The organism is Buttiauxella agrestis (genome assembly GCF_900446255.1).
In the GTDB taxonomy this organism is placed as follows: Bacteria; Pseudomonadota; Gammaproteobacteria; order Enterobacterales; family Enterobacteriaceae; genus Buttiauxella; species Buttiauxella agrestis.
Window position 1 is genome coordinate 229390 of record NZ_UIGI01000001.1, and the last position, 24969, is coordinate 254358.

Genomic DNA, 24969 nt, shown 5'->3' on the forward strand with positions numbered 1-24969 from the left:
AATATTTCAGCGAACGACCAGCACAGAACATCTCGCGTGGCGAACCACGGCTGCGGCGTTTGAACCAAGTAAATAAGTCGACATGCTCGGTCGGTGAGAGGCGAGAATAATCACATCGGCATCAATATCTTCGGCAAGCCCGAGGATATGATCTTTTGGTGTACCGCTCAGAACATGCTTTTCGATACGGTCGTCCGGAATCTTAAACTTAGCGATGATATCGCTCAGTGTTTCCATGGCAGCCGCCTCCCTTTCTCTGGCATCCGGCGCAATCGAAGCATAACCCAGGCCGTAAGAGGCAAAATAGGTATAGTCGGGGATAACGGCCAGGAAGTGGATTGTGGCATCGTCGAGCTTTGCATAGTTTTCTACATGTGGAATGACCTGTTTGGTCAGTTCCATTTCGGAGATATCGATAGGGACGAGGATTTTCTTAGACATACAACCTCCTGTTGATTGCTTGTGATAACCCTCTTTAATTTATGGTTAATATTTGCGATTTCTGTAGTGACCTGAGTCTAAATTTGGGAAATTGCCGCTGCGATGATGCAAAAACAACAAACCCCGCGTCAGGCGGGGTTTTGGTTAAGGCAATCAGGGTACAAATGATAAAATTATTCCATCAACTGCTTACTGATGGTTGGATTCGCTTGTATCAAGCGCATCAACTTCAGTTCGGTATTGGAGGGTCTGAGTCGTTTTGATTCCCACTCCTGTACCATCGTCACGCTAACACCCATTGCGCGGGCAAAATCATCAATCTTAAGTCCGGTACTTTTTCTTAGTTGTTCAAATTCAGAAAATGCATTGGGCTTATCACTAAGAGCCATCGTTTGTGGCCTGTCTTTAAACACAATCTGCTCAAGGTTGCTCAGCAGCTCAATCATTGGATCTTTATATTCCATCGAGTACTCCTCATAAATCACACAATGGACAGTGAACACGTAAGAAGCTCATTAAGAGTAGTTGGAAAAAAAGCGGGCCGATGATTTTCAGGCTAACTATTTTTTTACTGAAAGCGGCTTATGCGTTTCAGCAAAAAAACTAAGCGGCATAACGAATTGAAAAGTCGGTGTAGTTGCGGCGTGAGTATAAATTTGTAAATGGATATGCAAATTATGCAAAACGGCGGGGCTAGCCCGCCGCGTACTTGTTTAAGTAAAAAAATATTCCATCATGCTTTTTGCGTAGCTTTATCCAGCTCGTGATTTTCTACGCGATTTACCCCATGCGCTCGCAGGCCTGCCCAGGATTTCACCATCAGCGCAGTGGCAGAAAGCACTGCCGGAATCGCCAGTAACATGAAAATAGTTTTGAACGACAGCTCGGCCTGCATCAGGAATGCACCACTAAATGCACCCAGAATACCGCCGAAACGCCCAAGCCCTAACATCCACGCCACGCCCGTTGCACGCCCTTGCGTTGGATAAAAGCCCGCTGCCAGCGCAGGCATCGACGATTGTGCGCCATTCATAATGGTGCCTGCGATAAACACCATCACGCCCATTAACACCAGGCTTGAGGTCGAGAAACCGACCAGGCAGACGAACGCGCCTGTCAGCAAATAACCCACCGCGACCACTTTGTTCGGGTTTAGCTTGTCCATCAGCGCACCAATAATGAGTACACCAATGCCACCGCCCAGTGGGAACAGCGCGGTGATAATCGACGCCTGGCTCAGTGTTGCTCCGGTTTCACGAATCAACAGAGGCAGCCAACTGGTCAGGAGATAGAAAATCAGCAAGCCCATGAAGTAGGTGATGCACAGCATTAATGTTCCCACCAGATAACGCGGTGAGAAAATAACGCCAAGCGCCGTTTTATCTTTGATATGACCGCCCACTTCGTTCAGCACGAAGCGCAGGTTTTCACCCGACGGTAACGGCGCGATACGCCGCATAATCGTGGCGATATCTTTTTGTGGTTTGTTTTTTACCACCAGATAGCGGGCTGATTCAGGAAGCCAAATCATCAGCACCACGGACAGAATCAGTGGCATCACACCGCCGAGCACTAAAACGCTTTGCCAACCGTAATGGGGAATCATCCACGCGGAGACAAAACCGCCCATCGATGACCCAATCGGGAAGCCAACGAACATCAGGTTCACCAACAGCGCACGTTTACGCTCGGGTGCGTATTCGGACATTAATGTTGCGGCATTGGGCATGGCGGCACCAAGACCCAGACCGGTTAAAAAACGCAGCAGGGCGAGGGACGTCAGGCTGGTGGCAAAGGCGGTCAGCAAGCTAAATCCGCCGAAAACCAGAATCGAGAGCACTAACACTTTTTTGCGCCCGATACGGTCAGCCATTGGCCCGGCGGTTAATGCGCCCACCGCCAGCCCAACCAGAGCCGCACTCATTACCGGGCCAAGATCGGATTTCTGCACACCCCATTCCTGCACCAGATCAGAGGCTATAAAACCGATGATTGCGGTATCGAAGCCGTCCAGTGCTACGGTAATAAAACAGAGAACGAGGATCATCCATTGGTATCTTGAAAAGCGATTATTGTTTATAAATGCCTGAATATCAGTCGTTGTTGTCTTTGTCATAAGGCATGTCCTGTAGGATACAGAGATGTTCGATTATCGAACAATAATTCGTTAATCGTTCGTTAAATCAAACCACTCAGCAGGCTATTGGGCAATCATCCCTCGGGTGTTAGTGTGCGATTATCGTACTGATTACGTGGGTGTTGACGGGATGATTGAAATTAACCTTTTAATATTAATAGGTTGGTAGTGTTTTCTCAGCGACAAAGCGACGCCGAATTTGTGAGAAAGATAACAATCATGCAACATCAATTTGCCTTAAGAGATTAATGCGAAAGGGTATCTTGCAAAGTCAGGTTGGACTATCCTTAGCAGCATTATTGGGTATACCCGTTGCCCTTCAATATGCAGGGTTGTTGGCTGCATCCTGAGGCTGCCTGGGTATATTGTTGAATGGTGAAAGGAGTAGAAAAGATGGCGACAGGTAAGTCCTGGTCACGCTGGTTTGCGCCGCTTGCGGCAATTTTAATGGTAGTGAGCTTGAGCGGTTGCTTTGATAAAGAAGGCGATCAGCGCAAGGCATTTATCGATTTCCTGCAAAATACGGCGATGCGCAGCGGTGAACGTTTGCCGACGCTGACAACCGACCAGAAAAAGCAGTTTGGCCCGTTGGTTTCTGATTACGCGATTCTGTATGGTTTCTCCCAGCAGGTGAACCAGGCGATGGACGATGGCATGCGCCCGGTAGCCGACAGCGTAAACAGCATTCGTGTACCGCAGGATTACATGACCCAGAGCGGTCCACTGCGTCAGGCGAACGGTTCTCTGAATGTGTTAGGCCAGCAAGTCCAGAATGCAAAAATGCAGGCTGACAGCGCACGTTCCACGTTGAAGCAACCAGACGATCTGAAAGTGGTGTACGACAAGGTTTATGAGAAAGTGGTTATTGCTCCGGCAGATGCCATGGCTCCGCTGATCCCAGCGGCACAAACCTTCACTGCGCAACTGGTGCAAGTGGGTGATTTCATCCAGCAGCAGGGAACTCAGGTTGGTTTCACCGCGGGTGGTATTCAGTTCCCAACGTCACAGCAAGCCAGCCAGTACAACTCGCTGATTGCTCCGCTGGCGTCACAGCATCAGGCGTTTATGCAGGCTTATTCAACGGCAAAAAACTCCATGCAGTAATGGCGATTTCCCCCGCTTAATTGCGGGGGATCCCAGAGGTGGCTTGAGCTCCAGCCCTGTGGACGGCTAAAATAAACCTTGTTATTCACCCTGCTTATATGAGTTAATACATCCATCGGTTTGAAGCACAGAACCTTTAAGCAGTTTAGTAGCGCAGTCCTCAAAGAGTTATCATAGATACCCTTCGACGTGATCTACCTTCCTTTATCGCTTTAAAAATCTGTAAAACATTCCAATTGCGCCGGAAGGCAAATTTAATTTAAAAGGTAATATCTATGTCTAACAAAATGACTGGTCTCGTAAAATGGTTCAACTCTGACAAAGGCTTCGGCTTCATCACTCCTGACGATGGCTCAAAAGACGTGTTCGTACACTTCTCTGCTATCCAGAACGATGGCTACAAGTCTCTGGACGAAGGCCAGAAAGTGTCTTTCACCATCGAAAGTGGTGCTAAAGGCCCAGCTGCTGGTAACGTAACTAGCCTGTAAGGTTAGCGTTAGCAAAGCTAAGAATTTAAAAACCCGCCTCGGCGGGTTTTTTCGTATCTGGGATTTATTTACCCAGCTTACTTACCAAATAAACGCCGCGAATTATCCTCGATCTTCCCGGAAATGCGCCTTTTCTGCATAGTGCGCGTCCAGCTGACGGACAGCCCCGCCGCCGACAGCAATCGGTGATACTGCTCATCATCAAACGGCATATGCCACGCTGTAGCAATCGCTTCTGCCACCGTCACATCACTCAGACGAGAAACCAGCTCCAGCGGTGATTCCGTCGATACATTTCCCGCCAAAACTACCCGATACAGCCAGCCGCAATAACCCGTTTCCTGCATCAAGGACGACATATCGTTAATGCCAAAATGGTAATTCAGCTTGTAGCACGGCGAACGCGGTTGCGTGACCTGAATCAGGGCGTCGCCCCAACGGAAAATATCGCCGATATAAACATCTTTTTCGGTCAGGCCTTCGGTCGATAAATTTTCACCATAGGCCGGAGCCGTAAATAGCTCTGCCTGCTCAGGGAATTCACGCGCCCAGTACGTGTAATGCTCACGTGGATAGTGGCACAACGCGCGATCTGGCCCACCGTGCACAACTTTTTCAGCCTGCTGATCGCCTTCCAGCCCAAGCTCAGTGAGTTTAAGTTCACCATCTACCTGATATTTGGCGATAGCGCTGGGTTTGCTGCCTTCGTATTCGCGGACTTTGCCAAGATAAACGTTTAGCGGATAGTGCATCTGAACCTCCCTGCAACAGACATAAAAAAAGCGAGCCATCAGGCTCGCCTCTCGTCAGCTGCAATGCAACTTATTTTTTAGCGGCAAAACGTGTTGCTGCTTCGTCCCAGTTCACAACATCCCAGAATGCTTTGATGTAGTCAGGGCGACGGTTTTGGAATTTCAGGTAGTAAGCGTGTTCCCACACGTCCAGACCCACGATTGGGAAGCCGGAAACGCCAGAAACTGCTTCGCCCATCAACGGGCTGTCCTGGTTTGCAGTAGAAACGACAGCCAGTTTGTCACCTTTCAGAACCAGCCACGCCCAGCCGGAGCCGAAGCGAGTTGCTGCTGCTTTCTCAAATTCTGCTTTGAAGTTGTCAACGCTACCGAAATCACGCTCGATGGCAGCCTTCAGATCACCTTGCAGAGTGGTGCCAGTTTTCAGGCCTTTCCAGAAGAAGCTGTGGTTAGCGTGGCCGCCCGCGTTGTTACGCAGAACGGTTTTTTTGTCAGCTGGCAGTTGATCCAGTTTAGCGATCAGCTCTTCAACTGGCAGGCTTGCGAACTCTGGCAGAGATTCCAGCGCTGCATTCGCGTTGTTTACGTACGCCTGGTGGTGTTTGCTGTGATGGATTTCCATCGTTTGCTTGTCGAAATGCGGTTCCAGTGCGTCGTATGCGTAAGGCAGGGATGGCAGGGTATAGCTCATATTCTTAACTCCTTGAAGGGGTAAAGTATCAACTGGCGCATATCTGTTAACGCCGCGTAATCAGTTGGTTCATTATAGTTAATTAAATGATATTGAAAATGATTATCAATGCCGTACTTTTTATAAGGTTATCACTTTTCATCATGATGGCGAAAATGTGAGCATTGTCAGGCGGATAAATCGTTTTTTGCCACGCTGTTCAGAAACTGGCATTACGGCAAAGGCAGTGCAGCAAAATTAGGGTGATAGTCGGCGTTTCTTTGAATCCTGGAGCATCATCATGTCGCTTAACGTCGCCCTTTTTGGTATTGGCCTTGATACTTACTGGCCGCAGTTTTCTGGTCTGGAACAACGTCTGACGGGTTACTTGCAGCAAATTGACCAGCGCCTCACGAAGCTTAATGCCACGGTGATCAACGGCGGCCTGATTGATAGCGTGGCCAAAGCCGATATTTTTGCCACGCACCTGCAAAGCCAACCGGTCGATGCCATCGTGCTTTATATCAGCACCTACGCGCTGAGTTCCACGGTTCTGCAGCTGGTACAAAAGATCAACAAGCCGGTGATTATCCTCGCCCTGCAACCCGAGCTGGGTTTGCCGTACGGGAAAATCCGCGACATGGCCGATCGTGGCGAACGCACCGGCGAATGGCTGGCCCATTGTCAGGCGTGTAGCGTGCGGCATCTTCTCGGCGGGTATGTCATTTGCGATGGACGCCGCAAAACCGATGCATGAAGCTGCCGCTGCGTTAGGTGTGGACCCGTTGTATGTCGCGCTGCCAAGTTACGTGATTATCATGGGCGGTGGTGCGGTGATTAACCTCGGTTATTGCTTCATTCGACTGGCAAACATGAAGAGTTTGTCGATAAAAGCCGACTTCTCGCTGGCAAAACCGCTGATCATCAGCAATGTGTTATTCGCCGCGCTGGCCGGTTTAATGTGGTATCTGCAATTCTTCTTCTACGCCTGGGGCCACGCCAAAATCCCGGCACAATACGACTACATGAGCTGGATGTTGCACATGAGCTTCTACGTGCTGTGTGGCGGGTTGGTTGGCTTGATCATGAAAGAGTGGAAATCAGCAGGCAGAAGGCCGGTTGGTGTATTGAGCATCGGTTGCGTGGTGATTATCATCGCTGCGAATATCGTCGGATTAGGCATGGCTGCGTAATTACGCTTCTACCGTGTACCGTTGACGCCACATCCGTGGCGTCATCCCCGTTTCTTTCGTAAACACTACCGAAAAGTAATTACTGTCCTCAAAGCCGCAACGCGTGGCGACATCTCCAATCAACAGTTCACTATGACGCAGCAAATCCTGGGCCTGGCAAATCTTTAACTGGCGTAAATACTGGCTAATCGTCATGCCGGTTTGTTGGCGGAAGAACTGGCGCAATTGGCGCTCTGCCACCTGATGCTGCTGGCAAAACTGCGACAGTTCAAAAGGCACATCGAGACTTTTTCCCAGGGCAGCCATCAGTAAATCGAGAGTTTCGTTGCTGTCAGGCCCGGCGGAGTCCTGAGATTGGTAACGGTGGCGACGCAGCAAAATACACAGTTGCAGAAACAGGCTTTCCGTCAAACATAACGACAGCGCATCGGGCTTCACGCTTTCGTGTTCCAGTTGCGCGATTAACTGCCTTGCCTGCGCCATACCGTGGCTGCTCAGTCGCCAGCGCGGATCCTTCCCTGCCACCGTGGTGTTTTGCAGCAAATCCTTCCAGTCGACGTTCAGTTTCAACCGTTCCGGGCAGTAAATAATATTATGCAGCACCAGGCCGTTCACTGATTCGTAGCTGTGGCGATCTTCGGCACGAATGTAAAACAGGTCGCCGCAGGTTATGCGATAAGGGCGGTCATTGAGAATATGCAGGCCGTTGCCGCGCCACACCAGAACCAGCTCGCAGAAATCATGGGTATGTTCGGCAAAGACGTTTTGCGGATAGCGGTCAGCCACCGCCACGGGCTGCGTGGCAGAGGCGAAAAAATCTGCTTTCTTGAGAACTAAATGACCCGCCACCGTGATGCCTCAAAAACCGAAAGAATCAGAAAGTATTGGCTTTTTTGGCTAAAAAAACGGTGACTGCCTTCGCGATTACTGAAGTTGCGTGTCGCGCCCCTGGCGAATCTCACGCGGGGACCAGGAAAACTCACGCTTAAAAAGCGTCGAAAAATGGTTACTGTCGCCAAAACCGCACTGGAAGGCGATTTCCGTCACGCTCTCCTCGCCATGGCGCAGCAAATGACGCGCTTTCATCAGGCGCAAACGGTTGAGATAACGCTGCGGCGTCATGCCGGTTTGCTGTTTAAGCTGCCGATGCAACGTGCGCAAGGAAAGAGTGAATTGCGAGGCTAACTGTTCCCAACAAATATCCTCGGCAAAATGGTCTTCCAGCCACGCCATCAGTTGATTTAAGCGGCCTTCCGAATTGCTTGCGCCTTCCATCATGCTGCCTTTACGCAGCAAGACCAGAAGCTGCATAAACAGAATTTCACGGTTGGCGACGGCGTGCGTGTCTGCCGCTTCGCCAATGTGCTCAAACTGATCAATCAGACCACGTACCTGTTGCAGCACCGGCTGGTTCACGCGCCAGTGCGACGGATAATTGCCGTCTTGTTCCTGCGGCAGCAACTTATCGAGACCGGATAAAAAGCAAAACGCATCCGGGGCGCGATACAGAATATTGGTCAGGCACAGATTTTCGGTGTGCTCGTACAAATGACGGTCGTGGTCACGGACAAAGCAGACTGAACCGCCGCTCAATGTGTATGGCTGGCCGTTAAAAACGTGCGTTCCAGTGCCATGTTCCACAATAACAATTTCATAAAAATCATGATGATGTTCAGGGAATGCAGCCTGGGGTAAGCGCGGCTCAATTGCCACGGATGAATGTCCAGATGGGAAAAAGTCAAAACCATGTAATACCGTCATCATTACCCCCAAGCTTTTTTAACATTGCCTGATAGTAGGTAACGATTCTCATCTGCACCTTAAAGTTTCGACACGAAATCAGTTAAAACTTGCTCGTTTTTTAAGAACGGGCGGGAATTATCAGGAAATGCGGAGAGCGTCACAGGGCGGCTTTATGGGTGATAAACATGAATCTGTGACATCACTCACGTTCACCTTTGCCTTTTTGCCAACGGCTGGTAGGCACTGTCAGTGTCGAGAAGGTGGACGACGGCGTTACTTTTTAGAGTGGGGGCAATTAATTTAGCAAGGACCCCCAAAATGACTCTACGCCATAGTGTTGCGGTAGACCTGGGCGCATCAAGCGGCCGTGTCATGCTGGCGCGTTTTGATAGCGACACTCGCAGTATCTGCCTGCGCGAAATTCATCGTTTCACTAACTGCTTAAAACTGGCCGAAGCTTCCACCGTCTGGGACGTCGACGCGCTGGAAGATGAAATCCGTACCGGCCTGCAAAAAGCCTGTGACGAAGGCATTTCTATCGACAGCATCGGCATCGACACCTGGGGTGTGGATTACGTGCTGATTGACCGCGAAGGCAAACGCGTCGGGCAGCCCATTTCCTACCGCGACAGCCGTACCGATGGCGTCATGGACACCGCGTTTAAGCAGTTGGGGCGTGAAGATATTTACCGCCGCACCGGCATTCAATTCCTGCCATTTAACACGCTCTATCAGTTCCGTGCACTGGTGGAACAGCAGCCGGAACTGATCGATAACGTCGAGCACGCCCTGTTGATCCCGGACTATTTCTGCTTCCGCCTGACTGGCGCACTGAACTGGGAATATACCAACGCGACCACCACGCAACTGGTGAATATCAACAGCGACAACTGGGATGAAACGCTGCTCGACTGGGCGGGCGTGCCGCATAAATGGTTCGGCACACCGACGCATCCGGGCAACGTCATCGGCCAGTGGATTTGCCGTGAAGGCAACAAAATCCCGGTGGTTTCGGTTGCCACGCATGACACCGCCAGCGCGGTGATTGGTGCTCCGCTGAAAGACAAAGATGCCGCGTATCTCTCTTCCGGCACCTGGTCGCTGATGGGTTTTGAGAGCAAAACGCCTTATGCCAATAGCGCGGCGCTGGCCGCCAACATCACCAACGAAGGTGGTGCGGAAGGGCGCTATCGGGTACTGAAAAACATTATGGGCCTGTGGCTATTGCAGCGCGTGACCCGCGAACTGGGCATCACCGATCTGTCAGATCTTATCGATCGTACCAGACAAACTCCGGCCTGCCGTTTTGTGATCAACCCGAACGACGATCGTTTTATTAATCCGGAAAGCATGAGCCGCGAAATTCAGGCAGCGTGTCGCGAAAGCAACCAGCCGGTGCCGTTCACCGACAACGAACTGGCGCGCTGCATTTTCGACAGCCTGGCGCTGCTGTATGCCAAAACGCTGTCAGAACTCGCCACCGTCCGTGGCCGCCCGTTTAGCTGCCTGCACATTGTCGGTGGCGGTAGCCAGAACGCCTTACTCAATCAGCTATGCGCCGATGCCTGCGGTATTCCGGTGTTCGCCGGGCCGATTGAAGCCTCAACGCTCGGCAATATCGGCTGCCAGTTAATGGCGCTGGACGAAATCACTGATGTCGATGACTTCCGCAAAGTTGTCGCCGCCAACTATGAACTGAAATCTTTTTCCCCCGAAACAGAAAGCGAAATTGCCCGCTATATCGCGCAGTTTCCGCTGAACATTCAAACACGAAAGGAGTTTTGCGCATGACCACATCTCTTGAAACAGCCTGGGAACTGGCGAAACAGCGCTTTGCTGCTGTCGGTGTTGATGTTGAAGCCGCACTGCAACAGCTCGACCGTTTACCGGTTTCTATGCACTGCTGGCAGGGCGATGACGTTGCCGGATTTGAAAACCCGGAAGGCGCGCTGAGCGGCGGGATTCAGGCGACGGGCAATTACCCGGGTAAAGCGCGCAATGCCGCTGAATTACGCTCGGATCTGGAACGCGCATTAAGCCTGATTCCTGGGCCAAAACGCCTGAATCTGCACGCGATTTATCTGGAGTCTGAACAGCCGGTTTCCCGCGACAAAATCAAACCAGAACATTTTAAAAACTGGGTTGAGTGGGCGAAAACCAACAAACTAGGGCTGGATTTTAACCCGTCTTGTTTCTCGCACCCGTTAAGCGCCGACGGTTTTACGCTTTCGCACGCTAATGATGAAATCCGCCAGTTCTGGATTGACCACGTTAAGGCCAGCCGCAAAGTGTCCGCGTACTTCGGCGAACAATTGGGCACGCCGTCAGTCATGAACATCTGGATCCCGGATGGCATGAAAGACATCACCGTTGACCGACTGGCCCCGCGCCAGCGTTTAGTCGCCGCCCTTGATGAAGCGATGAGCGAAAAACTCAATCCGCAACACCACATCGACGCGGTAGAAAGCAAACTGTTCGGTATCGGTGCGGAAAGCTACACCGTCGGCTCCAACGAATTCTATTTTGGTTACGCGACCAGCCGCCAGACCGCACTGTGTCTGGATGCGGGCCACTTCCATCCGACCGAAGTTATCTCCGACAAAATCTCCAGCGCCATGTTGTATGTGCCGCGCCTGCTGCTGCATGTGAGCCGTCCGGTGCGTTGGGACAGCGACCACGTGGTGCTGCTGGATGATGAAACTCAGGCGATCGCCAGCGAGATTATTCGCCACGATCTGTTCGATCGTGTGCACATCGGCCTGGATTTCTTCGACGCCTCCATTAACCGCATCGCCGCGTGGGTTATCGGCACGCGCAATATGAAGAAAGCGCTGCTGCGTGCGCTGCTTGAGCCAACTGAAACCCTGCGCCAGCTCGAGCTGGAAGGCGATTACACCGCGCGTCTGGCATTGCTTGAAGAGCAAAAATCGCTGCCCTGGGCGGCGGTCTGGGAAATGTACTGCCAGCGCAACGACACGCCGGTTGATGCCCAGTGGCTGAAAACAGTGCGGACTTATGAAAAAGACGTGTTGAGCCAACGCGCTTAACCACCCTCATCCCAACCTTCTCCCTGAGGGAGAAGGGGAAAAATGAACACAACAGGAACCACAAGACTATGCAGAACATCCTTAACGCCTGGTTTGTAGAAGGCATGATCAAAGCAACGAGCGACGCCTGGCTGAAAGGCTGGGACGAGCGCAATGGCGGCAACATCACCATGCGTCTGGATGAAGCGGATATCACGCCATTCCAGGCTGAATTCCACGCCGCTCCGCGTTATATCGCCCTAAGCCAGCCGATGCCTGAACTGGCGAACACGCCGTTCATCGTGACCGGTTCCGGCAAATTCTTCCGTAACGTGCAGCTCGACCCGGCAGCAAATATTGGCGTGGTGAAAGTGGACAATCGCGGTACGGGCTACCACATTTTGTGGGGGCTGGAGAACGAAGCGGTGCCGACTTCGGAACTGGCTTCGCATTTCCAGTCACACAGCGTGCGTATCAAAATCACCGGCGGAAAAGATCGCGTCATTATGCATTGCCACGCCACCAACCTGATTGCCCTGACGTACGTGCTGGAAAACACGACCGACGTGATTACCCGCAAATTGTGGGAAGGCAGCACCGAGTGTCTGGTGGTGTTCCCGGACGGCGTGGGCATTCTGCCGTGGATGGTACCGGGCACCGATGAAATTGGCACGGCGACCGCTGGCGAGATGACAAAACATTCGCTGGTGTTGTGGCCGTTCCACGGGGTATTCGGTAGCGGCCCGACGCTTGATGAAGCGTTTGGTCTTATTGATACCGCCGAGAAGTCTGCCGAAGTATTGGTAAAAGTCATTTCGATGGGTGGCATGAAACAAACCATTTCTCGTGATGAGCTTATCGCGCTCGGCAAGCGTTTTGGTGTCACCCCATTAGCCAGTGCTTTAGAGCTTTAAGTCGTAAACATAGAGCGGGTTAACCCGCTCTATGACAAAAATAAAAAACACCTGCAAACCCTACATACATCGGAGTACAAGCAATGAAAACTAAAGCAATATTAGGTTGTACGCTCACCGTTGTCGCACTGGCTCTGTCCAGCTCTGCCCTTGCTGAAGTGAAAATCGCGCTGGTGGCGAAATCCCTCGGGAATGGTTTCTTTGAAGCAGCAAACGTCGGGGCGCAGGAAGCCGCCAAAGAGTTGGGGGATGTAAAAGTTATTTATACTGGCCCCACGACGACAACCGCCGAAGCACAAATTGAAGTTCTCAACGGCTTGATCGCTCAGGGTGTTGATGCCATTGCTATTTCTGCCAATGACCCTGACGCGCTGGTTCCGGTGCTGAAAAAGGCCATGCAGCGCGGCATTAAAGTGGTTTCATGGGATTCCGGCGTGGCAAAAGAGGGCCGCCAGATTCACCTTAATCCTTCCAATAACGCGTTGATTGGCGAAACCAACGTCAAGCTGGCGGCTGATGCTTTAAAAGCGATGAATCTGGAAAAGGGTGATGTCGCGATTCTGAGCGCAACACCCACCTCAACTAACCAGAATATCTGGATTGCTGAGATGAAAAAGGTGCTGCCGAAATACCCTTCCGTGAACCTGGTGACGGTCGCTTATGGCGATGATCTGTCTGATAAAAGCTACCGTGAAACCGTCGGCCTGTTGAAATCCTACCCGGATTTAAAAGTGATAGTCTCGCCGTCGTCCGTCGGGATTGTTGCCGCGGCGCAAGCGGTGAAAGACCAGGGCAAAATCGGCAAAGTTTATGTGACGGGCCTGGGTTTACCGTCTGAAATGGCGGGTGCGGTGAAATCTGGCGCGTCGAAAAGTTTTGCTATCTGGAACCCGATTGATTTGGGTTACGCCGCCACGTATCTGGCGGACGATTTAGTGAAAGGGACGGCGACCAAAACCGAAGCCAGCATGGGCAAACTGGGCAAAGTGAAGCTGGATGCCGACGGCAGCGGCGCGATGGCTGAGCCGTTTGTTTACGATGCCAGCAACATCGATAAATTCTCCAAAATATTCTGATTGGGTATTGGCGGGTGACGCTTTGCTTACCCGCCCTACAAAGGCCAAACGTAGGGTGGATAAGCGTTCGCGCCATCCACCATTTTGGATGGGGAATTTACCATGACACTCACTACACCATTGCTGTCCCTGAAGGGGATAACGAAAGTCTTCCCCGGTGTGCGCGCGCTTGAAAACGTCCACCTCGATTTGTGGCCAGGAAAAGTCACGGCGCTTATCGGTGAAAACGGCGCAGGTAAATCCACACTGGTTAAAGTCATGACCGGGATTTATCAGCCGGAAGAGGGCGAACTGCTTTATAAAGCGATACCGATAACGCTGCCAAACCCGGAAGCGGCGCATAAAGTCGGCATCACGGCGATTCATCAGGAAACGGTGCTGTTCGATGAACTGACCGTCACCGAAAATATTTTTGTCGGCCACTATATTTATCGCGGCTTCTTCAAGAAGCTCGACTGGCCCGCCATGCACCAACAAGCGCAAGACATCCTCACTCGCCTGGAAGTGCAAATTAACCCTCGCGCCACGCTCAAAACGCTGAGTATTGCCCAACGTCACATGGTGGCGATTGCCCGCGCGCTGTCGTTTGAAGCGCAAGTGGTGATTCTGGATGAACCGACCGCCGCACTTTCGCAGCATGAAATTGTCGAGTTCTATCAAATCGTCGAGCGCCTGAAAGCCGAGGGGAAAGCGATTCTGTTTATCTCGCACAAGTTCGACGAGATTTTTGCCATCGCCGATCACTACACCATTTTGCGCGACGGTATCTATATCAGTTCCGGACAAATCAGCGAGATAACCGAAGAGCGGATGGTCACGATGATGGTCGGTCGGGAAATTACTCACGCCTTCCCGAAAGTGAATTGCGAGCCAGGCGAGGTGGTGCTGGAGGTGAAAGACCTCTGCCATCCAACCGAATTTGCCCATATCGACTTCCAGTTACGCAAAGGGGAAATCCTCGGTTTCTACGGCTTAGTCGGTGCCGGGCGTACCGAGTTAATGCAGGCGCTATCGGGGGTTTCGCGCCCGTCCCACGGCGAAATCTTGCTCAATGGCCAGGCGATGCAGTTCCGCCAGCCAGCGGACGCGATCAAAGCCGGGATTGTTTGCGTGCCGGAAGAGCGCCAGAAGCAGGGCGCGATTATCGAACTGCCGATTTATCAAAACATTAGCCTGCCGCAACTGAGCCGCCTTAACCCGCGCGGTATCTTAAACGATGCGCGCGAATGGGCGCTGGCGGACGAATACGCCAAACGGTTACAGGTAAAAGCCTTTAGCTGGAAACAGCCGGTTGAAACGCTTTCCGGCGGCAACCAGCAGAAGGTGGTGATCGGCAAATGGCTGGCGACTCAGCCGGAAGTCATCATTCTCGACGAACCGACCAAAGGAATCGACATCGGCTCGAAAGCGGCGGTGCACCAGTTTATGTCCGAGTTGGTCGGCCACGGCCTGGCGGTGATTATGGTGTCGTCCGAATTGCCGGAAGTGATGGGCATGGCGGATCGCATTATCGTGATGCACGAAGGGCTGATGGTGGCGCAATTTGAGGCGGGTGAAGCGAGTGCTGAGATGATTGTCAGCGCCGCCAGCGGTTCCCATGAGGAGGCAGCATAATGTGGCAATCTCTTCTCAAACATCGCGAATTCCTGCTGGCGGGCGTCATCTTGCTGATGATTCTGGGGATTGGCAGCCGCGTGCCGTCGTTCCTGGCGCCCGGCAACCTCGTAGAAATGTTCAATGACACCTCGATTCTGATCATTCTCGCCCTCGGCCAGATGATGGTGCTGCTGACCAAAGGCATTGATTTGTCGATGGCGGCGAACCTGGCGCTCACCGGCATGATTGTCGCCTTGCTTAACTTCCACTATCCGCAAATCCCGGTCTGGGCGCTGCTATCCCTGGCGACCGTTCTTGGTCTGGTGATGGGGGTGATTAACGGTTTGCTGGTCTGGAAGCTCGGCATTCCGGCGATTGTCGTCACGCTGGGCACCATGAGTATTTATCGCGGCATCATCTTCCTGCTCTCAAACGGCGGCTGGATTAATGCGCATCAGATGAGTAGCGATTTTCTCGGATTGCCGCGTGCGGTCGTGCTGGGCATGCCGTTGCTGAGTTGGTGTGCGGTCGCTGCCCTTTTGCTGGTGGGGTATTTCTTGCGTTACAGCCGCACCGGGCGGGCGATGTACACCGCGGGCGGCAACGCGACGGCGGCGTATTACACCGGAATCAATGCCGGGAAAATGCAGTTCATCAGTTTTAGCCTCTCGGGGGCGCTGGCCGGTTTTTGCGGCTATTTGTGGATTTCTCGATTTGCCGTTGCGTATGTCGACGTAGCTAACGGTTTTGAACTGCAAATCGTCGCAGCCTGTGTGATTGGTGGAATTAGCACCATGGGTGGAATCGGTCGCGTGCTCGGATGCCTGCTGGGCGCTCTGTTCCTCGGCGTGATCAACAACGCGCTGCCGGTGATTGGCGTATCGCCATTCTGGCAAATGGCGATATCGGGTGCGGTGATTGTGATTGCGGTGCTGCTTAACGAACGCGGCAATAAACGCAAAGGGCGGCTGATTCTGCGCGACGCAGCGCTTGCACGACAAACTTCGGGAGCGAGCCATGAATAAAACGCTGATCTCTGAATCTGTGCCTCCGCAGGCTGGAGCGGCTCCGCTGTTGCGTCGCTTGCTGTGCTGGGAGTCCTTTTTACTGGCGGTAACGCTGGCGGTGTTTGTGGTAAATGCGCTCGCTTCACCGTATTTCCTCAACATCTGGAACCTGTCAGATGCCACCTTTAACTTCACGGAAAAAGCGATCATCGTCTTGCCGATGGCGATGTTGATTATCGCCCGTGAAATCGACTTGTCTGTAGCGTCAACCATTGCGCTCAGTTCAACGGCCATGGGCTTTTGCGCTCAGGCAGGTGTCGATACCGCAGGGCTGGTGTGCATCGGGCTTGGCGTCGGGTTGTTGTGCGGTTTGTTCAACGGCCTGCTGGTTACGCGTTTTAACCTTTCTTCGATTGTTATCACCATCGGTACCATGAGTCTGTATCGCGGCATTACCTACATTTTGCTGGGCGACCAGGCGCTAAACCACTACCCGGAAAGTTTTGCCTGGTTTGGGCAGGGCTATGTCTGGGGGGCGCTGTCGTTTGAATTTGCGCTCTTCATTGTGCTGGGGGCGGTTTTCGCCTTCCTGCTGCATAAAACTAACTTTGGCCGCCGGACTTACGCCATCGGCAATAACCCGACCGGCGCGTGGTATTCCGGCATCAACGTGAAACGTCACAACCTGATGTTGTTTGTGCTGGTGGGCGTGATGGCAGGGCTTGCCTCCGTGTTGCTGACCTCACGTCTTGGCAGCACACGCCCAACCATTGCTATGGGTTGGGAGTTAAGCGTAGTCACCATGGCGGTGTTGGGCGGCGTCAATATTCTGGGCGGCTCTGGCAGCATGGCGGGCGTGATTATTGCCGCGTTCCTGATGGGTCTCGTTACCTTCGGACTCAGTCTTTTGAATGTGCCGGGCATCGTGATGTCGATTATTGTCGGCGCGATGCTGATTACCGTGATTTCTCTACCCATTATTACCCGCCGCATTATGCAACGGACACGGCGCTGAATACCGAGGCGATGGCCGGGTGGCCATCGTCATAATATTAAGGAGAATAGCAATGAGCTTTATGTTGGCCTTACCAAAAATCAGCCTTCACGGCGCAGGTGCCATCGGCGATATGGTGAAATTAATTGCCGCTAAACCCTGGGGAAAAGCATTAGTGATTACCGACGGGCAACTGGTGAAAATGGGTCTGCTCGACAGCCTGTTTAGTGCGCTCGATGAACATCAACTTTCTTACGAACTGTTCGACGAAGTGTTCCCGAACCCGACCGAAGAACTGGTGCAAAAAGGTTTTGCCGCGTACCAGGCGGCAAGTTGCGATTACCTGATTGCCTTCGGTGGCGGCAGCCCGATTGATACCGCCAAAGCGGTGAAAATCCTGACGGCAAACCCTGGCCCATCCACCGCATATTCTGGCGTAGGCAAAGTCACCAACCCAGGCGTGCCGCTGGTGGCAATCAACACCACGGCAGGAACGGCTGCGGAGATGACCAGCAATGCGGTGATCATCGATTCTGTGCGCCATGTGAAAGAAGTGATTATCGACACCAACCTGATCCCGGATATCGCTGTGGATGATGCAAGCGTGATGCTCGATATCCCGGCAAGTGTGACCGCCGCAACCGGCATGGACGCGCTGACTCACGCTATCGAAGCCTATGTTTCCGTTGCCGCTCACCCGCTGACCGACGCCAACGCACTGGAGTCTATTCGCCTGATTAGCCAGTGGTTGCCAACAGCCGTCGACGAAGGGCACAACCTCGAAGCGCGTGAAATGATGGCTTACGGCCAATACCTGGCGGGAATGGCATTTAATAGCGCCGGCCTTGGCCTGGTGCACGCGTTGGCACACCAGCCGGGTGCGACGCACAACCTGCCGCACGGCGTATGTAATGCCATCTTGTTGCCCGTCATCGAAGCCTTTAACCGCCCGAAAGCCGTTGCACGTTTTGCGAAAGTTGCCGCAGCGATGGGCGTGAATACTCAGGGTATGAACGAAGAAGAAGCCAGTTTTGAGGCGATTCTGGCGATTCGTGCGCTTTCTACTCGCGTTGGCATTCCATCTGGCTTTAGCCAGCTTGGAATTCAAACTGCAGATATCGAAGGCTGGCTGGATAACGCTCTGGCTGACCCATGCGCAGGGTGTAATCCACGCCCGGCAACACGTGAGGAAGTGCGCGAGCTTTACCTGGAGGCACTATGATCAACAAGGGAGGGATCCGCAAAGCTTTTGTAATGCAGGTGAATTCCGATGCTCATGAAGAATATCAACGCCGCCATACGCCGATTTGGCCGGAGCTGGAAGCGGTACTTAAACAGCACGGTGCTCATCACTACGCTATTTATCTTGATGCAGCACGTAACCTACTTTTTGCCACGGTAGAGATTGAGTCCGAAGCCCGCTGGAACGCGGTTGCCCAAACGGAAGTTTGCCAGCGCTGGTGGAAGCATATGAGCGAAATCATGCCGAGTAATGCCGACAACAGCCCGGTGAGTGCGGAGCTGAAAGAGGTGTTTTATTTGGAGTAATGGGTAGCGGGCAGGATTTTACTCTTGCCCGCTTTTTTGACCTGAATACTATTTCTGGCTTCTTGTTCTCTATTTTCTTGATGTTGTTAATCGAAAACCAAACCTGCTTCTGTCCACATCCAGATTTTTCATTATGTGACGTTTATCACAATCAACATCCTACCTTCTCTTTACCGTATAACCAAGCTATCAATTTGATTTTATTGCATTTATCAGGCTAATAGTTCAGTTTCAACTATTAGCTCTGGTCAATAATTCCACGGACAGGAAAGGGCTTCCATCATGGCTTCAGACGGCACCCGCTTTACCTTCACCGCCGGGCGTACTCCGGCGGACACCTTTGCGGTGGTGAACTTTAAGCTTAAACAGTCCCTCTCTTCCCTGTTCAGCCTGGATATCTCCGTCGCCTGCAATGACCCGGCGATTGGCTTTAAAGCCATTCTCGATGAATACGCGCTGCTCACCATCTGGCAGGGCGAGGTGATTAAGCGCCGGGTACGCGGGATCGTCACCTTCTGCGAACAGGGTGACAGCGGCAAGCACCAGACGCTTTACTCGATGACGGTGCGCCCGGAGTTCTGGCGCAGCTCGCAACGGCAGAACTGCCGCAGCTTTCAGAATTACGACATCCAGTACATCTTCGCAAAGTTGCTCAAAGAAATGCGTATCCGCACGCATGACGCGCTGTTCCGGCGTCCGCATCCGCCGCGCGAATTCTGTGTTCAGTTTATGGAATCGGATTACGATTTCATTGCCCGCCTCGCCGCCGAAGAAGGCATTTTTTTCTTCGAGGATGAATATCTGGATGACCGTGACCAGAAGCTGACCTTCACCGATGACCGCAGCAACCTGCGCGGCCTAGGGGCTTTTCCGTATAACCCGAATGCCGCCTCGGAATCCTCCACCTACTGCATCAACACCTTTCGCCGCAGCGCGCAAATCCGCCCGGCAAAAGTCACCACCCAGGATTGCACCTTCACCGCGCCGAACTGGCAGGCGCAGTATCAGGAAGAAGGGGCAGACCTGTCGTATCAGCGCCCGGATTATGAGATTTTTGACTATCCGGGGCGTTTTAAGGATGAACAGCACGGGGCCGATTTTGCGAAATATCAGATGGACGGCTGGCGCAATAACGTCGATTTTGCCAGCGGTACCAGTAACTGCCCGCAGTTACAGCCGGGGCGCTGGTTCACCCTTACCGACCATCCGCGTGAAGATTTAAACAGCCCGTGGCAGGTGGTGTCGAGCGAGATGACCGGCAGCCAGCCGCAGGCGCAAATCGGCAGCTCCGGCCAGGGCACCACGCTCACCAACCGCTTTCATGTTATCCCTGCCACACAGACCTGGCGCCCTGCGCCGTTACTGAAACCGCTGGTGGACGGCCCGCAAATCGGCATTGTCACCGGTCCGGCCGGGGAAGAAATCTACTGCGACGAGCACGGGCGCGTGACGGTGAAATTTGCCTGGGACCGCTACAACAAAAGCAACGAAGAAAGCTCGTGCTGGGTGCGCGTCTCTCAGGCGTGGGCAGGCACCGGATTCGGCAACATCGCCATCCCGCGCGTCGGCCAGGAGGTGATTGTCGATTTCCTCAACGGCGACCCGGACCAGCCGATTATCACCGGACGGACTTATCACGCCGCCAACCGTGCACCGGGCGACCTGCCGGGCACCAAAACCCAGATGGCGATACGCTCGCAGACGTATAAGGGTAATGGATACAACGAATTAATGTTTGACGACCAGACCGGCCAGGAGCTGCTGTCGGTGCATGCCCAGAAGGACATGAAGACGGTGGTGCTCAATAACCGCGATACGAATGTGAAAGTCGACCACAGCGAAACCATCGGCCATAACCAGAAGGTCACGGTCGGGCTGGGGCAGACGGTAAAAGTCGGCAAGGAGAACGCCGTCGGACACGACCAGACAATCACCGTGGCGCACGACCGCAGCATCACCGTACGCAATGACCAGACGCTGAAAGTCACCCGCGACCGGAGGGGAAACAGCGGCCGCGATGACAATCTGTATGTGGAGCGTGACCGCAAAATAACGGTGAAAGGTAGCCAGCAGCACAACACGACCCAAGACCATATCAGCCTGGTGAAGGGCCATCACAGCCTGGAAGTGAAAGGCGACCTGGCGCAGAAAGTGGCGGGGGCGCTGGGTGTGGATGCGCAGGGTGATATCGTGCTGCAGAGTCAAATCAAAATCACGCTGCGGGTGGGGAGTTCGTTTGTGGTCATCCACCCCGGCGGCGTGGACATCACCGGGCTGAAAATCAATCTTAACGGTGGGGGAAGTCCGGGAGCGCCTGTGAAGACCCTGCAGGCGGCGGTACTGAGCCGTCTGAGCGATGAGGAGGGTTCAGAACCAGAACAGTACAATATCCAGTTTTCTTTTAAAGATGATGATGGAGTACCTTATTCAAATACACGTTATGTAGGGTATTTAGAGGATGGTACACAATTCCGGGGAGTGACTGATAATAAAGGATGTACAGAAAATTTTGCTACCGACGGTTCGCAAGTAGTAAAGGTTAGATTATTACATCAGAGTATTGATATGGTTGAAGGAGGGGTATATGAGTAATGAAAATTCGGCAAATAAAAATGGAATATCAGAGTCTAATAGCGAACAGAAAAAGGAATGTGTTAAAGAGTTTTTAGTATCTGATAAGTTTAAACCTATGATTGAAGAAGTATTTATATCCGTTAAAAAGGTTTTGGCGCAAAGAAAACAAAACCTTACTGATTGGACAAGCATAGATGAAGAAGAGTTTATTCGCATATTTGGTATAAATAAAGATGTTGAGATACAAAGTAAATACTCGGCAAGAAATGAAACTGAAAAACGAATAGAGAAGGTAAAAGCACGCGAGTTTATGCTAAGTGGCATTAATCGTTTTATAGAAATATGTAATAACATTTCCGTTGAGAACCGCACATGTGTGAATGGCGAGAATTTGTATGGGAATTTCTTAAACTATACACATATTACTCCAGGCTCTGCACGAATAGAATCAACACAAACCTTGGGGTGTACTCCTAAAGGTGATGATGAAGAAATAGAAAAGTATTATGGAAACACGAAAGTAATGGTTCGCCGTAAAAGTTACAAAGATAAACTTCGAATTGAAATATTGCATAATTTTTTAAATAAACCTCTTTGGGGCCATGACTCTAAAGTATCCACGCTATGTCATGAATTATCTCATCTTTGTAGGTACGGTGTAGATAATGAAAGTTATGGTGGTATGGGAACACTGGATTTACCTACAGTAGACTTTGATCCAGATTTCAACTATGAAAAATTTGCGGCTGAACTCGTAGGTAACCCCGAAGTGTTTAAGAACTCTTATAATATAGAAAGGTATTTTGAGATTAAGGTGAAATGAATAATATTATATATTTTATGCCCTTGCTTTTTTCATTTCTTATCTTGCAGCAAGGTAATGCAACTCCAATAAAATATGGGTACGGTAACTCGAATGGAGTTGAGATAGGGAAAACTCATCTCTTATCAGAAGATGAGACGATTCTTAATTACAAAATTAGTGAAAATGAGAGTAAAAATCAACAGGTTAAATATAATATTCAAGTCGCATTATTAATAAGGCAGGAGGGTTCACATTTACTAGCCTCGGTTTTATTTAATAATGAAAGTAGAGGGAACTATTTTGTACATAGAAACAGGCTTGCTCTTGATAATAATGGTGCGGATATTAATGCTACGTCTGAGATGTGTGGAGAGTCATTTCTTATCACTACTGGTAATATTGTACTAGACTATAGTGGACATAAATGTGAATTTGATGAATCGAGTTTTGAATATGACTGGGTGGAAATTAAACCAAGAAAGGACGTTGTATTTAACTTTGAACTTGGCAGGTATTATAATTTCCTTCCGAAAAACAACTCGTATAATATTGGTTCTTTAGAGTATTATGTAGCGGATGAAAAGTGGTTTACCGTGAAAAAGATTTATAAATATTTTTTTCGAATAATGAATATTAGATATGAAGCATGCGATTCAACAAGCGAAGACGTGCTCTGTAAGTTTAATCCTCAGCCAGAAGATACTATCAAATATTTCCTGGAAACATTCTACTTAAATGGTGGGAGAGAGGGTGAATATTTTAAAATTAGAACTAATCAAATGAAAATGAATGTTGATGGGGATCGTATAAAAGTTGGGTAGGATTATGTTTGGTAAAAATTTTAATGTGCTCAAGGAGATCAATATGTCACTGGCTGCAAAACTCAACGACAAAGGCTCCTGACATGATGACTTCCACGAAATTGTCATTACTGCGGATTCACCAGCAATATTAATTGATGAATTGTCTACCGCGAGAACTGGTGATGCTATTGATTGTGGGGGCTGTTTGTAGCGGTGTGGCTATCTATGGAGGTTGAAATGAGAAAGTTAATTATCTTTCTGGTGCCCTTTGTCTTTTTTATGGCCGGGCATGTGCAAATCAACATAAACTGCTCCTGAGTGATGTAAAGGTTATCAGTTTAAAATAGTGTTTAGATCTCAATTATAGTCGGCTTAATTTATCAAAATCACTCGTGAAAAACACTGAAAGTAATATGGTATTTATATTATGCATGAGGTTTTATAATTCAAAGGGACTCAGTGATTATCTTGAAAATAAAATAATTGATTAAATATATGGATGATTTTGATCTGCTATTTAACTAAGATAATTTTTCATCATACGGTCAGTTGTATTCGCTCATAAAACGAGATATTCAATGCTTCTCACGAGTATCGAAGGCCCCTCTCTCACGGTGATATGAAGAAGAAAGCAAGGGATTACATATTGATTCAGTTCAAACTTATCCTGTTCCATATGAGCAGAATCCAACTGTGAACGGGGAAAATTTGCCCAAAATTTTATTTCAAAGACCTGTTTTTACTTTGGATATCATAATATTTTATTTTTTAGCTGGCATACTCCAGCTAAATCTAAAAGGGGCATCAAGAAGCCATTAAAGATAATCTTTCTTGGCGGCTCTTCAGGTTTTACGCCGGAACTGATACATGGATTTATTAAAAGACACGCTGAACTTCCCATCAGTAAATTTAGGTTGAGGGACATTGAAACAGGCTGTGCAATGCAGAAAGTATTTGGTGTGACCCATCTTGAAGATGGCAAAGCGTTTAATTTTTCTTGCAGGCAAACGTGCAAAAAGATTCAAAATAAAAAATAGTTGGGTAGAGGAGTCGTAAATACCAGGCGGGCTTTGTATGGTGGATAAGCCTCAGCGCCTATCCACCGTTTTCGCCTGTTTAAACCACCACCCCTTCCAGCGCCTTATTAATCACCTGTGATAACTCTTTCACATCGAACTTCGCCACATAGCCATTCGCGCCGACTTTACGCACGTGGTCTTCATTGGCGCTGCCTGATAATGACGAGTGAATCACCACCGGAATGTGTTTTAACGTGATATCCGTTTTGATATTTCGCGTCAGGGTAAATCCGTCCATTTCCGGCATTTCAATATCCGTTAAAACCATACCAATGCGGTCTGTGATTGGCTGACCTGCGGCTTTGGCTTCGGCGGCGATAACTTTGATTTTATCCCAGGCCTCTAAACCCGTGGAGTGCATCAATACCGGGATCCCCATCCCTTTCAGCCCTTGCTCAAGCATCTGGCGGGCGACTTTTGAATCTTCGGCAACAATTGCGACAGCACCCGGTTTCAGAGGGTTTGTGTTCCCTTCGATGGCCGCCATATCGACTTTGCGCCCGGAAGGAATAATGTCGTAAAGAATCTGTTCTACATCGAGTACCAGCGCCAGCTCGCCTTTATATTCGTCGCTGTTCAGAGACGCAATACTGGTGATGTTACGACTACTCACACCGGATTCGGCGGCGTGAACCTGGCTCCAGTCGAGGCGGATAATATTTTCTACCGACTCCACCGCAAATGCCTGCGTGCTGCGGGCGTACTCGGTTATCAGCAATAAATTCAAGCCGGTTTGTGGCGTGCAACCCGTAACGGCGGGCAGGTCGATGACCGGAATAAACTGGTCGCGAATATTTGCCATGCCCAGCAGGGGGGATTTCATTCCCGCTGCGCGGTTGATTTTCGGCATCGGCACAATTTCACGCAGTTTAAAAACGTTAATGCCATACAGCTCCGACTTCCCGCCATGCTGGCCTTCACCTAAGCGGAACAATAACAACTCAAATTTGTTGGATAACGCCAGGTTAGCCCTTTCATCAATATCTTTTTGAAAACTATCCATTTAAACCTCGATTGGT

At 50.7% G+C, this 24969-nt stretch carries 23 protein-coding genes and 2 pseudogenes; 17 read left to right on the forward strand and 8 right to left on the reverse strand.

All coding sequences use genetic code 11. The features are described 5' to 3' along the window. Positions 1-6: 6 nt before the first annotated feature. The 3 genes from uspF to DY231_RS01065 form a co-directional block, all read right to left on the reverse strand. Positions 7-441 (reverse strand): universal stress protein UspF, encoded by a 435-nt coding sequence (uspF, locus tag DY231_RS01055; protein WP_115626972.1) that lies wholly within the window; start codon positions 439-441, stop codon positions 7-9. Positions 442-614: 173 nt separating this feature from the next. Next, positions 615-905 (reverse strand): HTH-type transcriptional regulator, encoded by a 291-nt coding sequence (locus DY231_RS01060; RefSeq protein ID WP_115626973.1) that lies wholly within the window; start codon positions 903-905, stop codon positions 615-617. 269 nt (positions 906-1174) lie between these two features. Further along, positions 1175-2557 (reverse strand): MFS transporter, encoded by a 1383-nt coding sequence (locus DY231_RS01065; RefSeq protein WP_115626974.1) that lies wholly within the window; start codon positions 2555-2557, stop codon positions 1175-1177. 414 nt (positions 2558-2971) lie between these two features. Here DY231_RS01065 and DY231_RS01070 point away from each other — a divergent pair, with 414 nt between their 5' ends. Together DY231_RS01070 and cspE are read left to right on the forward strand one after the other, a co-directional pair. After that, a complete protein-coding gene (locus tag DY231_RS01070; protein WP_115626975.1) occupies positions 2972-3682 on the forward strand; it encodes a DUF3053 domain-containing protein in 711 nt (236 codons plus the stop codon). A 275-nt stretch (positions 3683-3957) separates the two neighbouring features. Beyond that, positions 3958-4170, forward strand: a complete 213-nt coding sequence (gene cspE / locus DY231_RS01075) for a transcription antiterminator/RNA stability regulator CspE (RefSeq protein ID WP_034499351.1) — start codon at positions 3958-3960, stop codon at positions 4168-4170. 77 nt (positions 4171-4247) lie between these two features. Here the strand turns inward: cspE and yiiM are convergent, their stop codons facing one another. Further along, complete coding sequence (gene yiiM / locus DY231_RS01080; protein WP_115626976.1) at positions 4248-4922, reverse strand: 6-hydroxyaminopurine reductase; 675 nt, start codon at positions 4920-4922, stop codon at positions 4248-4250. A gap of 70 nt (positions 4923-4992) precedes the next feature. Continuing rightward, entirely contained in the window at positions 4993-5613 is a 621-nt protein-coding gene (sodA, locus tag DY231_RS01085) for a superoxide dismutase [Mn] (RefSeq protein ID WP_115626977.1), read from the reverse strand. A 280-nt stretch (positions 5614-5893) separates the two neighbouring features. Here sodA and DY231_RS01090 point away from each other — a divergent pair. Continuing rightward, positions 5894-6301: pseudogene (locus DY231_RS01090) on the forward strand (arabinose isomerase); the annotation flags it as partial. Continuing rightward, a pseudogene (locus DY231_RS01095) lies at positions 6285-6785 on the forward strand (L-rhamnose/proton symporter RhaT); the annotation flags it as partial. The pseudogenes DY231_RS01090 and DY231_RS01095, both read left to right, overlap by 17 nt. Here DY231_RS01095 and rhaR read toward each other — a convergent pair. Continuing rightward, complete coding sequence (gene rhaR / locus DY231_RS01100; protein ID WP_115626978.1) at positions 6786-7634, reverse strand: HTH-type transcriptional activator RhaR; 849 nt, start codon at positions 7632-7634, stop codon at positions 6786-6788. It abuts the pseudogene before it with no gap. A gap of 75 nt (positions 7635-7709) precedes the next feature. Next, on the reverse strand, positions 7710-8546 hold the full coding sequence (gene rhaS, locus DY231_RS01105; RefSeq protein ID WP_115631743.1) for an HTH-type transcriptional activator RhaS: 837 nt from the start codon (positions 8544-8546) through the stop codon (positions 7710-7712). Positions 8547-8846: 300 nt separating this feature from the next. Between rhaS (DY231_RS01105) and rhaB the strand changes: the two genes are divergently transcribed. From rhaB to DY231_RS25580, 13 genes are all read left to right on the forward strand, one after another. After that, complete coding sequence (gene rhaB / locus DY231_RS01110) at positions 8847-10319, forward strand: rhamnulokinase (RefSeq protein ID WP_115626979.1); 1473 nt, start codon at positions 8847-8849, stop codon at positions 10317-10319. Then, a complete protein-coding gene (locus tag DY231_RS01115; RefSeq protein ID WP_115626980.1) occupies positions 10316-11575 on the forward strand; it encodes an L-rhamnose isomerase in 1260 nt (419 codons plus the stop codon). Before rhaB ends, DY231_RS01115 begins: the two co-directional genes overlap by 4 nt. A gap of 68 nt (positions 11576-11643) precedes the next feature. Continuing rightward, positions 11644-12468 (forward strand): rhamnulose-1-phosphate aldolase, encoded by an 825-nt coding sequence (gene rhaD / locus DY231_RS01120; RefSeq protein ID WP_115626981.1) that lies wholly within the window; start codon positions 11644-11646, stop codon positions 12466-12468. An 83-nt stretch (positions 12469-12551) separates the two neighbouring features. Continuing rightward, entirely contained in the window at positions 12552-13544 is a 993-nt protein-coding gene (gene rhaS / locus DY231_RS01125) for a rhamnose ABC transporter substrate-binding protein (RefSeq protein WP_115626982.1), read from the forward strand. 102 nt (positions 13545-13646) lie between these two features. Then, a complete protein-coding gene (locus DY231_RS01130) occupies positions 13647-15158 on the forward strand; it encodes a sugar ABC transporter ATP-binding protein (RefSeq protein WP_115626983.1) in 1512 nt (503 codons plus the stop codon). Then, on the forward strand, positions 15158-16165 hold the full coding sequence (locus DY231_RS01135) for an ABC transporter permease (RefSeq protein WP_034499321.1): 1008 nt from the start codon (positions 15158-15160) through the stop codon (positions 16163-16165). The genes DY231_RS01130 and DY231_RS01135 overlap by 1 nt, the downstream gene beginning before the upstream one ends. Continuing rightward, complete coding sequence (locus DY231_RS01140) at positions 16158-17162, forward strand: ABC transporter permease (protein ID WP_115626984.1); 1005 nt, start codon at positions 16158-16160, stop codon at positions 17160-17162. The genes DY231_RS01135 and DY231_RS01140 overlap by 8 nt, the downstream gene beginning before the upstream one ends. Before the next feature lie 52 nt (positions 17163-17214). Beyond that, complete coding sequence (gene fucO / locus DY231_RS01145) at positions 17215-18363, forward strand: lactaldehyde reductase (protein WP_115626985.1); 1149 nt, start codon at positions 17215-17217, stop codon at positions 18361-18363. Beyond that, complete coding sequence (gene rhaM / locus DY231_RS01150) at positions 18360-18689, forward strand: L-rhamnose mutarotase (RefSeq protein WP_115626986.1); 330 nt, start codon at positions 18360-18362, stop codon at positions 18687-18689. The genes fucO and rhaM overlap by 4 nt, the downstream gene beginning before the upstream one ends. A 282-nt stretch (positions 18690-18971) precedes the next feature. Beyond that, a complete protein-coding gene (tssI, locus tag DY231_RS01160; RefSeq protein ID WP_115626988.1) occupies positions 18972-21281 on the forward strand; it encodes a type VI secretion system tip protein TssI/VgrG in 2310 nt (769 codons plus the stop codon). Further along, entirely contained in the window at positions 21274-22086 is an 813-nt protein-coding gene (locus DY231_RS01165) for a M35 family metalloendopeptidase (protein WP_115626989.1), read from the forward strand. Before tssI ends, DY231_RS01165 begins: the two co-directional genes overlap by 8 nt. Continuing rightward, complete coding sequence (locus tag DY231_RS01170) at positions 22083-22889, forward strand: hypothetical protein (RefSeq protein WP_115626990.1); 807 nt, start codon at positions 22083-22085, stop codon at positions 22887-22889. The genes DY231_RS01165 and DY231_RS01170 overlap by 4 nt, the downstream gene beginning before the upstream one ends. 806 nt (positions 22890-23695) lie before the next feature. Then, complete coding sequence (locus DY231_RS25580; protein WP_370511343.1) at positions 23696-23908, forward strand: hypothetical protein; 213 nt, start codon at positions 23696-23698, stop codon at positions 23906-23908. A gap of 79 nt (positions 23909-23987) precedes the next feature. On the opposite strand, the gene DY231_RS01180 is transcribed toward DY231_RS25580, so the two are convergent. Continuing rightward, the gene (locus tag DY231_RS01180) at positions 23988-24953 is read right to left on the reverse strand and encodes a chemotaxis protein (RefSeq protein WP_115626992.1); all 966 of its coding nucleotides are present in this window, start codon (positions 24951-24953) and stop codon (positions 23988-23990) included. Positions 24954-24969 lie beyond the last annotated feature (16 nt).